This is a genomic window from Olivibacter domesticus (genome assembly GCF_900109575.1).
GTDB lineage: Bacteria > Bacteroidota > Bacteroidia > Sphingobacteriales > Sphingobacteriaceae > Olivibacter > Olivibacter domesticus.
Genome location: NZ_FOAF01000008.1, coordinates 170,562 through 183,174, shown reverse-complemented (window position 1 = coordinate 183,174; position 12,613 = coordinate 170,562). Strand labels below are relative to the sequence as shown.

The window sequence follows — 12,613 nt, the reverse complement described above, 5'->3', positions numbered from 1 at the left end:
TATATGGGTAGAAGCCAAGAAACATTTCGTAAAAAAGAACAGAACAAAAAACGTGAACAGAAAAAGAAAGAAAAAGAGCTAAAAAAAGAAAATAGACTCACGAATTCTAATAAGGGAAAATCGTTTGAGGATATGTTAGCCTATGTGGATGAGAATGGAAATATAACCACTCAGAAACCATTAGAAGTTAAAAAATCTAACGTTAAGTTAGAAGAAATCATGATCAGTACTCCCAAAATGGTTGAAGGAGATGATTTGATTCAGGGCAAAGTGAAATTTTATAATGACGAAAGAGGTTATGGTTTCATTAATACAAATCATGGTGAGCGTGTTTTCTTTCTGATTTCAGATGCTCCAAAAGAGATAAAACTGGATGATGCAGTTGCTTTTAAGGTGCAGAAAAGCCCTAAAGGATTGCAAGCTTATGAGATTGAAATAGTAAAAGAAAAAGAAGCAAATCAAAATGGCTAGCTTCTGATGTGCGACATTTGTCGCTTTTGATCCAAGAGATTGCTTCTCTTTATAACCTATCTTTTCCTTTCGCAATAACAATTTAGAACGTTTTAACGGATCTGCTAAATATAAAGTTGGAGAAGCAGTCTCATCATTAAGTGCCCCTACCCTTCGATTCTTCAGCGTACACTTTGATATTCATTAGAATAGTAAAATTCTGATTTGAACGAAAACACCACACGGTTGGAAGGTGTTTCTAAGGTTCAAAGAGAGCGTGTATCTCGTGTTGATCGATATGATAAACTTGATACACGCTCTTAATTTTCAGCCATTTATTTCAGCACCAAGATTAAGATTCCTCTGTGAATCCGTATTGTTTTAATACATCTGCAGGTACCCCTTCCCACAATTGGGGCCTATTACCCACATAACCAATATCTTTAACTCCTATTTCACTTGTGAAAAAACCAGAAGCAGTTAGGTTACGCATGAGATCAAAAAATGCCACCCCTTGTTGCATCTCGGGCTTGGCCTTCGCTGGATAAGCTATTTCATCCAAGATACTTAGTTGCTGCTTTTCATCGCAGTCAATAAAAGCATGTTTATACCGCTTCAAACATTGTATATCAAGCCATTTTAGTCCGCCGCGCATGGGCAACTTATAAGCTGGAATATCTTTCACCATAAACTCGATAAAATCAGGCACCCCTGCTTTCGAAGCACTTTCTGAGAAATCATCTTTTGGGATAATAATGTCTGCTAAAAGGGTGATAGTTGCCATTTCTGCATCGGTAAAAAAACGCTCGCTATTTAACTTCGCATTTCGCTCATGTTCAAACTCTTGTACCCCAGCAAGCTTTTTAACTTCACCTGCTGCATTATCTACTTGTTTATTTGAATTCTCTGGCCCACACGACTCTAATAATAAACCAGTGCCAACCGTTGTAAGGCCGAGGACCTTTATCGTGTCTCTTCTGTTCATATCGTTGTTATACGTTTAGTTTACTTCTTTGTTCTAAAATATGCTCTGCTGTCCGCATGGATAAAGCAAGGATAGTCCACGTCAAATTCTTGTCTCCTTGTTGTACAAACGGTGCAGCATCAACCACAAATAGATTTTTACAATCATGCAATTGGCACCACTTATTGACCACCGATGTTTTAGGGTCATTACCCATCCTTACCGTTCCTCCTTCATGAATTATTTTTCCGGGTGCCTCTAAGCCATATGAAGTATCTGCACCATAGGTAGGTGAAGTAATAATTGCTCCCATTTCATGCATGATAGATCGAAATGTTTCTTGCATGTGTTTTGCCTGTGCCACTTCCTCTCTACCCCACTTATAGTGAAAACGCAATACCGGAATACCAAATTTATCCACTTTAGCAGGATCTATTTCACAGTAATTGTCTTTATGTGCCAAAGCCGTACCTCTGCCAGCCATTCCGACATTTGCACCATAGAAACGTCGATAATCATTTTTTAATGAAACTCCATAGCCCCCTTGTTCCTTCTTTTTACCATCCTTTCCTGCAACAGCACCATTAACTTTAGGAACCCAATCAAGGTAACCATATGAAGGCATATGCAAACCGCCACCATATTCAATATGATATCCTCTTGGAAAATCAAGTTTTTTATTGTCTAACCACCAAGGAGAATAAATATGGACACTCCCTGTACCATCTTCGTTATAGCGTTTTCGTTCCATCAACTCAGGAATAAAGCCCGACATACTAGATCCGGTTGAGTCATGTAGATACCTACCTACCAATCCGCTACTGTTACCTAAGCCATCTGGATGCACACTTGATTTTGAATTAAGAAGAAGCCGTGCCGATTCGCATGCACTTGCTCCTAAAATAACCAATTTCCCTCTGACACTATACTCTTGCATATTGGTCGTATTCACGTAAGATACGCCTGTTGCTATGCCTTCATCATTCGTTAAAACCTCCCGTACCATAGCATTGTCAATAACCTTCAGGTTATTTGTTTTCATAGCGGGGATTACCAAGCAAGAAGAAGAAGAAAAATCGGCGTACACTTTACAACTCCGTCCACATTGTCCACAATAAAAACATGTTCCTCGCCCTTTTACACCCGGAAGTGCTTCCGTTAATACCGAGCCTCTACCAGGAATCACGGTAACACCCGCCTTTTTTGCTCCGCGTTTAATAAACAGTTCATTTAGTCTAGGCTTTGGCGGTTTAAGAAATATACCATCAGGTTCATTTTTGAGTCCTTCTACCGTACCATAAACACCAATAAGGCGATCAACTTTGTCGTAAAAAGGCTTTACCTCATCATAGGTAATTGGCCATTCAGCCGTTACACCATCCGTCGGTTTAAAATCGTCAGGCCCCATTCTCAACGAAATACGCCCCCAATGGTTGGTGCGTCCTCCCAACATGCGTGCACGAAACCATTGAAAATCAGTCCCGTCAGCCGTAGAATATGGTTCACCCTCTAACTGCCATCCGCCAAAAGCAGCATCAAAATCTCCAAATGGTCGTACTGTTGATGCACCACGTCTTGGAGATTCCCAAGGCCATCTCAATTGAAGAGCATCTTTGGCCGGATCAAAGAAAGGGCCCGCTTCTAACATTAAAACCTTAAGTCCGGCATGAGCAAGCACATACCCTGCCATACCTCCTCCTGCACCCGAACCCACTACAATAGCATCGTAAACTTGTTCGTCCTCCTGTATTTCAAAGTGTTTCATCTGTTTATTTGTTGTTTAGTTTTTGGTCAATAACACCTTTAACAATTAAAATAGTCGTATTTCCCTATGTTTCCCTTAACTGGCGAATTAATCATATTTCGTCCACACAAAGATTGTTAGTTATTTATTTCGGTTTTTTAATTAAAAAACTCATTGCTAAAACGTTTTTATAAATATTTATCAGTTTACCGTCGATCAAAATCCCCCTCCTCATCTATGCCATACCCTTGATAAAAAATTGGTATTTTTAAGTTTTACGAAACAAATATAAAAAAAACAACCAAACAACACAGTCCAATTAACAAGTATTAACATAATGTTGTTTACATCGTGAAAAAACAAGTCTTACCGAGAAAATAGTCTCGTTATTTATACAAATGGAATTTTTTTGTTACAATAAATCTTTTTTTGGCGTTCTCACAACGATTATTGTTAAGATAGCTGATAATAACAGCGTCCCCGCCATCAATAAGTAGGATGCACCGAAACCTTTGGTGAGACCATTTAGGTATCCTACAATGTAGGCACCTGCAAAAGAGCCCAATGCTCCCATACTATTAATTAACCCCAATGCACCACCAGCCACATTTTTTGGCAGCACTTCTGTAATAACGGCAAAAAATGGTCCGTATGGTGCATACATGGCTCCGCCTGCAATGACCAAAAGCGTAAATGATAACCAAAAATTATATGTACCTATTAAATAAGAACCATAGAACGCCAATGCACCAACCAATAGAAAGGGCCAAATGAAAAGTTTTCGATTCAATGTTTTATCTGATGCATAGGATGCGCCCAGCATAGCCAAAATGGCCAGTACATAGGGTACTGCGGAGAGCCAACCCGTAGTAACAATATCCATGTTTGGGGCAGCTTTAATGATCGACGGGAGCCACATCACAAACCCATATAAACCCATACTCCACAGGAGATATTGTAAACATAACAGAATAACCATTTTAGATCTAAAGGCTTCCGCATAATTTTTCACTGGTTTTATAGACTGCTGTTCTTCTTGTAACTTGGCATCAACAGCAAGCTGTTCTTCTTCTATGAGCCAATTTGCGTCCTTTGGTTTTTCATCAATTAAGCGCCACCATATAAAGGCCCATATAATTGCTGGTGCGCCTTGTAAAATAAACATCCACCGCCAGCCCAGGGCGTGAATAAGATACCCTGATAATACCGACATCCACAAAACGGTAGCAGGGTTACCTAAAATTAAAAAGGTGTTAGCCCGTGAGCGTTCTTGTTTGGTAAACCATTGACTTAATAAAATAAGCATCGCAGGCATCACAGCACTTTCCACCACACCCAACATAAAGCGAATGATAATGAGCATGTTGACATTGTTGACCATACCTGTTGCCGTGGCCAATATTCCCCATAGAATGAGTGACCAAAAGATCAGTTTTTTAGCACTTTTATGTGCGGCATAATGGGCCCCTGGAATCTGAAAAAAGAAATAACCCAAAAAAAACAAGGATCCCAGTAAAGAAGAAACACTGGGTGTAATATTCAGGTCCTCCGCCATACCTCCTGCTGCGGCAAAGCCAAAATTAGCCCTGTCGAGGTAGGCTAAACTATACGTAATAAAAACAATTGGTATGATTCTATACCACCGTGAGGGAGCTAATTTTTCCTGCATGTATTTCAATTTAATAATTTAGCCACTAAATTTTTACTTTCACTGCCTGTCTGGCAAGTAAACGCCAATGATCATCAAGCTTATGCCAAACCTGCAATACATTAAGCTTCACTGTTCCCGGGTCCTTCCCTTCATCATGTGTATCAGCCTTAAACTCATGCCTTACTATTGCTGTGTTACCTTCTATAGCTACTGTTTGGTTAATTATATCAATACGTAAAAATTTAAACTTCCCCGAAACCATCGATGTAATGCAGGTGGGTTGATCTTCTATTAAACCACTAGAATGACCATAGCTTAACTTGGTGGACGTCAATGCTTCGAATGTCGCTTGATCAGGGTGAAGCATTGTTTGACGAAAAGCTTCGACTGCCTTTTCAACGGCCACCTTAGCTTCCTCTTCTTTTTTATCTGTACAACTCAAGCAGATCATGGTTAAGAATATGATTATAAACTGATTTTTCATTCGGATAATATTTGTGTCATGAATCATTGAACGATCATAAATGTCGATGCCATTCATAATCATTATCTTTTATGCTGTTATAAAGCTTTTAATAAAAATCTCGATTCTTAAGATAAGCATCCAGCTCTTCTCTTGACATTGGCAATTCTTCTCCAGAAAGATTTTTTAGCCAGCCTACGAAATCATTTCTTATTTCATCACTCCATTTACTATCTATCTGCCCTGATAAATATTTTTTCTCTTTAAGACGCTGTGCACCAAATTTATCTCTTAGCATCGTGAACTCTGAACTCATCACCAAATCTTCCACCAAATGTGAAGGGATAAATATTGTTCCATATTTATTGGCCAAAACGGCATCGCCAGGTAACACCGTAGCCCGCCCAATCCTGATAGGGGCATTGATGGTTGAAAGCGTCATCTCCATAATATAAGAAGGATCTTGACCTTTCGCCCAAACGTTAAAGCCTTTTATCTGACTGAGTCCGTCCATATCCCGCACTGCTCCCCAGAATATCACGCCATTTTTTGAATTCGTATAGATGGTATTACCTAACATATCGCCGATCAATGTACCGTCGATTACCTTCCCATAACTGTCGGCCACATATACGTCGCCCGAGGTAAGCACATCAATCGGCCATGTGTTTGTTCCTCCTTCTGTAGACCGACCTTCTTTTGCTCCTTGTTGTTTTATCTGATCGATCAGATCGGGCCTGGCCGGCATGTATTGCGCAGTCACCGCTCTTCCTACCATTACCTGATCAGGGTACATGATCACCTCCCAATTAGATTCAAACTGATTATTATATTTTTGACTTCGCAAATAGCCCCAAGCCTGTTCCATGGAGACTTTTTTTAATCTTTCCAATAAATTGTCGGCTATTTTAGGCCGACCGTCGGAAAATCGCTCTCCTTTCCAATGAGACGTTAACGCTTTGATATACTCCGCAGAAGAACCTACCTGCTGTGCATTTATTTCATACCTTACTACAAAAAGTACTAGACAAAGTATTATTAATTTTTTCATCATTCTTTAAATTTATGCTAATTCATATTTATTAAGCTTTCGCCCGTTTACTTGCAGCTTCTGCCAAGCCTCTTATATAACCGATTGCAAAAAGATTACCCAAGGTCATATAGCCTGGAAAAGTATTTTCTTCACCGGCCATCGTGGGTACATGATCTGGACGAATAGGACCTTTAAATCCGATGTCATAATAAGCTTTCATGGCTTCATACATATCTATCTGTCCTTCATCATGAAAAGTTTCCGTAAACTTTGTGCTCGGCAGTACTCCACTGAGATCTTGTACATTTCTGAAATGAACAAAATGGATTTTACCTGCTTTGCCCCATCTTCTAACCAATGCTGGAATATCTGCCCCCATTAAGGAAAAATTGCCTTGGCACATCGTTACACCACTATACGGACTTGGAACAAGGTTCAACATCCTATCAAAATTTTCTACGGTGTTCATAATACGGGAGATACCCTGAATGCTATTCACCTGCGGATCATCTGGGTGCAGCGCCAATTTCATTTCAATTTTCTCTGCTTCAGGTACAACTGCTTTTAAAAAATATTCCAAGTTCTTCCACATCGTTTCAGGTGACACTTCGCCATATTTTGTTAGCGGTTTGTTTTTTATGTCCTCGTAGTCAAATGCAGTCATCAACGCACCACCTCTTCCGGGTCTATCCATGCTAGTACGCGCCCAACTGATAACGGGCATCCAATTATAACAGATAACATCAATGCCTGCTTTCTTTAGATTTTTCATAAAGGCAATAAAGTTTTCTATCTCTTCGTCCTTACCCGCCAAGCCTAATTTAGTTTTTTCCCCTAAAGATGGAGGACCTTCCACAACATTAAATTTTAATCCTTGCTTTTTCCATGCCTCTTTTACACCGATGATGGCTTTATATTCCCAAGGATTTACATTGGTTAAGCCTGCTAGACCGGGATTTACGCCGGCTACAGCACCCAGAGCATCCATCTGTTTCGCCAGGGCAATGAGCTGTTTATTTGCCTCAATACCCGAAAAGTAAGCATTACTCATTTCCATACCGGCATCCTTTGCAAAGGAATTGAGTTGCACAACATCTTCGATAGAAGTTTCATGAGCACTCCCCTGTAGTCCCCCCAATGATAAGGCAGCAGCTACAGAGATTCCTTTTTTGATAAAATTCCGACGATTGTCTTCCATAATTCTTAATTGGTAAACGTTAAATTCCTTTCATTATTTATCCCACCACACTGCTGTAGTGTATAGATCCGGCCCTTGATTACTCACTGCTTCTTCGTAATTTATCTTGTTCAGCGTAGCTTCAGATACGGGATAGCGTAAGCGTAATAAATGTTTCCCCCCGGTAAAGTTTCCTGGATAATTTGGAGCATTGAGAACAGGGTATCCTGTTCTTCTCCACGTGGAGAATGCTTCGAAATGATCGAAATACATAAAATGGGCCAGCCAGAATTGCGTATAAATCTGCTCCATCTGCTGTTCGAATGAGCCGCTTGCGTCAAGTGGATGCACCGCTAAATAAGACGCAATTACCTCGTCTTTAATAATGCTCTCACCATTAGATAAAGTAACAGTAGGAAACAAACTCGTTGACTGCATATTCGCTCTGATAGCATTTTCATAATGTTCGCTTGCCGTACCAGGCGCCCAGCCTCTTAAAGCAGCTTCTGCCAATAGAAATTCAACTTCTGAATAGCTTAACAGAATAGTAGGTGCATTTAAACTTGCAACTGTTGCAGTATTAGGCTCCGAAAATGTGGTCAGCATATTGTTATTAAAATCAGGAATAACTTGTTTAATAGTAGTTGCATCAAACCCATTGGGAAGTCCTTTCTGAAGAGTGGGATCAGTTGTACTTGGTAATTTGGCTGTTTGCTGGGAAAGTATATTCCCTTCCCATAAGGTTGCATAAAAAGGTATTCGGGGATCGTTATACCCGATAAGTGCATCAATGAGTGTTTTACTCAATTTAACAGGACCTTTCCCTGCATTTGATTCAGGGAAGCTTTCCCTTTTTAGTTCGAAGGAATCCCAGTTTTGTGTGTTACCATTTCCTGCAACATGATTTACTTTGGCTATATCATCATTACTTTGCATGACTCCTCCGCTGATGGCTTTTTCGACCCAACTCTTCGCTAAATCTGGCGCTACATTACTCAAACGCATGCCTAAACGCAACATTAATGAATAAGCAAAAGTCTTCCATTTAGCAATATTACCTTCATACAACACGTCATTATTTCCAAATGTTGATTTCGTAGCATCCAACTGACTAATAGAACGTTCCAGTTGTTCAAGCATCATTGGGTAAATAGCAGATTGCTTATCATAGGCTGGTTTAAACACGCCACTAATGTACCCTTGACCCGCTTCGGTATAAGGCACATCACCGTATATGTCCGTCGCCCGATGCAATATAAACACACGCCAAATATTGGCTATTGCAAATTGGTTGATCAAATCCACGTTTCCTTCTGTAGCGGCGATAATCTGTTGAAGCTCTTTCAGGTGAACATTATAGATGGTTTCAAATAAATCACCAAACTGATTATTTTCATAATTCTTATCGCCCGACCAATTAAGTCCTAAAGAGGCCATGTACTGCATGGTGCCTGCAAAATATTTTATATTGGTTCTATTGCGATCTGCAGTCCCCGTTCCGGCCGTTCTGATAATACTTGTCGTAAAAAGATTGCCAATAACAGGTTCTGTAAAGGCATTAGGATTGGTATTCATCTCTTCAAATCCTTTATCACAAGCAGAAAAAGTTGCCAGCATACAAAAGCCAGCAATAAATACACTTTTTAAAAAAATCCTTTTTCTATGATTCATAATGTCTATTTTACTAATAAAAATAATTTTAAAATTTAACCGACAGGTTTAACCCATAACTACGGACTGTTGGCAAACCAAAATTCTCCAGACCTTGTGCATTACCACTGCTATAGCTTGCTTCCGGATCTATATTTCGAGCTTTATTATATAAGAAAAATAAGTTTCTCGCTACAAACGAAAGTGTTAGTGCTTCAAAAGGTGTTTTTTCTAAAAGACTGTTAGGCAAAGAATATCCAAGTGTAATAGAACGCAACTTAATAAAATCGGCACTAGTAACAAATTCATCTGTTAAAGTTGCCCATATCGTTGAATAATAAGTCTGGGCGGAAACGTTTCCTGTATAAGGCTCATTCGCTTGGTTCACCCCCGAAAGGTCAATCCCTGTTTCACGTATGTTGTGCTCGACAGTCCGTTTATCCAATCCAAACTGCGTACCGTATGCATTTGTTGCAGCATATACTTTTGCGCCAAACTTACCATCAATCAGCACATTTAAGCTGAAATTTTTATAGTTAAACGTATTGGTTATCCCCATTGTTAAGGGAGGAACTCCTTTACCCAATATTTCCAAAGGTCCTTGAATTGGAATTCCAGTAGCGCTATTATAAATAATCTGTCCATCTTCATTTCGCGCAGCCCTATTTCCGGCTATCATACCAAATGGTTGCCCTTCAAAATGGTAGATCCCGCCATTTAAGGTTCGGGTAGTTGCACCCGGCAATTGAATAGACTGTAAATCATCCGAAATTTTTAAAACAGTATTTTTATTGTAGGCCATATTATAGGCCAGATCCCAACTAAACGCTCCGGTACGTAGTGCCGTACCGCTGAGTAATAATTCAACACCCCGGTTACGAATTTCGCCAACGTTAAGCGCTACAGTCTGGTAACCTGAACTATAAGGCACAGAAGCGTTTACAATATCGTTAGTAGTTGTTCTATCATACACAGTAAGATCTACTCCTAGCTTATTATTAAAAATCCGTGCTTCAACTCCCGCCTCTGAAGTGGTGGAGGTATAGGGTTTTAACTTATTTGGGATGGTATTACTATTAACCGTCATTAAGGTGGCACCGGTTATATATTGCTGAGGTTGATTCATATAAGTGAGGTCCAGACTATACGGCGCCGGTGCACCACCACCCACCTGCGCCCATGAAGCTCTCACTTTAAGATAATCTAGCCACATAGGCTTGCTTTTCCAAGCTTCTGATGCTACAAAGCTTAAACCAACCGATGGATAAAGTAAGCTATTTTGTTCTGGCGGCAATGTTGAAAACCAATCCTTCCGGGCAGATAGTGTTAGGTATAAATATGATTTATAACCAATATCAGCAGATGCAAAAATGGAATTGATAGCAAATTTCCCGTAGTTCAGCGTAAAATTCTGTGCGCTGCCATTTCCAATAAAATACTGAAAGGGAACATTAAACTGTCCACTGGTTAGCTGCACCCCTTTTGTCGTATTCCTCATTTGGTTGCCCCCTATTAGCGCATTAACTGAAAAATCTCCTAAAGTTTTATCAAATCCCAAAATGGCTTCCGCATTTACTTCCTGCTTGTAATTTTGATCTGTATTCATTTGGCCCCGATTATTAAAAGCAGTTCCCGAAGGTTCAGACAAATCAAAGGCATCGAAGTTATACTGATCTATTCCGACGCGACCTCTCGCATATAGATAATCAGTGATATTATACCTTGTAGAGAACATCCCAATAAATCTATTTCTGGTATCACCATTTGTCATTTTATTAACTGCAAAATAGGGGTTAGTGGCATAGATATAATCACTCCAGACCATTTCGTTGCCATTTGCATCGTAGCCAGGTGCCAGCGTGCGGACATCAATGCTATTCGCTATTATTTGCGTACCTGCATTTGGATTTTTTTGAAAATCTGCGGTGAAGGGTCTATTGTCGTTTTTCTCGATACTATATTGCGCTTTCCCTTCAAAGATGATTCTCTTTGCCAACGTTGCATTGGCGCTTAGATTGAAGGACTTAATATTCAGCGCATTATTAGGGACGATACCTTTATTATCAAGATTAGCCGCTGCAAATCTGAAATTGGCTATTTCATTACCTCCACTTAGTGCTACGGTGTTATTAAAGGTGCTTCCTGTATTATAGAAATTTTTAATATTATCTCGCTGTGCAATGTAAGGTGCTTCTTCACCATTAGGCTGTGGCACCATTGATCCGTCCAATCTTGCTCCCCACGACATCCTTCCAAAAGCAATTGCCTCGGCCTGTGAGCTAGGCTTTGCACCTTGTGATCCTGCACCATATTCATATTGCCAGTCTAGTAAGTTACGCGGTGTTTCCATGGTAAGTGTAGTATTATATTCCACACCAACGCCTTGCTGTCCCTTACCTGATTTCGTAGTAATTAAAATCACGCCGTTTGCTGCCCGAGATCCATATAAAGCTGCCGCCGTTCCACCTTTTAATACGGAAATAGATTCAATGTCATCAGGATTAATACTGGAAAGGCCATTGCCTCGATCCATTCCTCCGTAAGAGCCTGCCGCTCCTTGATTGGAGTTGTCTATCGGGATGCCATTTACGACTATGAGCGGTTGATTATCTCCATTAAGTGATCCATTGCCTCTGATTACGATGCGGCTGGATCCACCTGGCCCGGTAGATGTTCCTGTGGCGTTTAGGCCTGCTACTCTACCCGTCAATGCATTGCCAAGATTAATTTCGCGTGCTTTCGTCACCTGATCGCCGCCTATTTGCGTAACGGCATAACTAAGCGATTTCTTTTCTCTATTAATGCCCAGTGCGGTTACAACCACCTCTCCCAATGATTCGGCCTCCGCTGTTAACGTAACGTCTATCAACTGACGTGATTTTACTTCGAGCTCTTGTGACAAATAACCTATATAGGAGAAAACCAGTACAGCATTTTCTGGAGATCTCAAGATAAATTGCCCTTCTTCATTGGAGCTTGTACCTTTCCCGGTACCTTTTACAATAATACTTACTCCTGCTAAAGGTTGCCCCCCTTCATCACTAATTCTTCCCTTTACTTCAATTGTTTGTTGTTTGTCTTTTTTTGTGATTACCACAAGATCGTTTTCGAGCATCTTATATTCCAGATCAGTATGGGAAAACAATTGATCTAACACCTCTAAGACAGGCATATCGGATACATTTATGCTAACCAATTTGTCAAGCATTGCGTTCTCCTCACTGTACATTAATCTTATTTTACCACGTTGCTCCAAAACAGGGAAAAGCGTTTTAAGCTTCACATTTCGTGCGGTCAAATCTATCTTTTCAGAAACAGCATATACCTCCTCGGGCAATGAAAAAGTGATCAATAAAAGAACGATATACTTAAATAAAAAGACGCTTCTTTTAGCTATAAAATGGGCAAAACAATATGTATAAAAAACTTTTTGGTTTAGTTCTTTACTTTTCATAATTAGGTAATTATTGTTAGAAATTCT

At 40.0% G+C, this 12,613-nt stretch carries 9 protein-coding genes; 1 reads left to right on the top strand and 8 read right to left on the bottom strand.

All coding sequences use genetic code 11. The annotated features are described in order from the left end of the window. The first annotated feature begins 3 nt into the window (after positions 1-3). Entirely contained in the window at positions 4-471 is a 468-nt protein-coding gene (locus BMY50_RS22140) for a cold-shock protein (RefSeq protein ID WP_093329235.1), read from the top strand. Between the two features lie 331 nt (positions 472-802). On the opposite strand, the gene BMY50_RS22135 is transcribed toward BMY50_RS22140, so the two are convergent. From BMY50_RS22135 to BMY50_RS22100, 8 genes are all read right to left on the bottom strand, one after another. Then, complete coding sequence (locus BMY50_RS22135; RefSeq protein WP_093329232.1) at positions 803-1,435, bottom strand: gluconate 2-dehydrogenase subunit 3 family protein; 633 nt, start codon at positions 1,433-1,435, stop codon at positions 803-805. A 7-nt stretch (positions 1,436-1,442) separates the two neighbouring features. Next, a complete protein-coding gene (locus BMY50_RS22130) occupies positions 1,443-3,179 on the bottom strand; it encodes a GMC family oxidoreductase (protein WP_093329229.1) in 1,737 nt (578 codons plus the stop codon). A 391-nt stretch (positions 3,180-3,570) separates the two neighbouring features. Beyond that, positions 3,571-4,827, bottom strand: a complete 1,257-nt coding sequence (locus BMY50_RS22125; protein ID WP_093329226.1) for an MFS transporter — start codon at positions 4,825-4,827, stop codon at positions 3,571-3,573. 25 nt (positions 4,828-4,852) lie between these two features. After that, positions 4,853-5,350, bottom strand: coding sequence for a nuclear transport factor 2 family protein (locus BMY50_RS22120; protein WP_202907909.1), 498 nt, complete (start codon positions 5,348-5,350; stop codon positions 4,853-4,855). 31 nt (positions 5,351-5,381) lie between these two features. After that, positions 5,382-6,326, bottom strand: a complete 945-nt coding sequence (locus BMY50_RS22115) for an RraA family protein (RefSeq protein ID WP_238383854.1) — start codon at positions 6,324-6,326, stop codon at positions 5,382-5,384. A gap of 28 nt (positions 6,327-6,354) precedes the next feature. Next, positions 6,355-7,503: a mannonate dehydratase gene (locus tag BMY50_RS22110; protein WP_093329220.1), complete on the bottom strand. Its 1,149-nt coding sequence runs from the start codon at positions 7,501-7,503 to the stop codon at positions 6,355-6,357. Between the two features lie 33 nt (positions 7,504-7,536). Beyond that, positions 7,537-9,153, bottom strand: a complete 1,617-nt coding sequence (locus BMY50_RS22105) for a SusD/RagB family nutrient-binding outer membrane lipoprotein (RefSeq protein WP_202907908.1) — start codon at positions 9,151-9,153, stop codon at positions 7,537-7,539. Positions 9,154-9,181: 28 nt separating this feature from the next. After that, positions 9,182-12,586, bottom strand: a complete 3,405-nt coding sequence (locus BMY50_RS22100) for a SusC/RagA family TonB-linked outer membrane protein (protein WP_093329217.1) — start codon at positions 12,584-12,586, stop codon at positions 9,182-9,184. Positions 12,587-12,613: the final 27 nt, after the last annotated feature.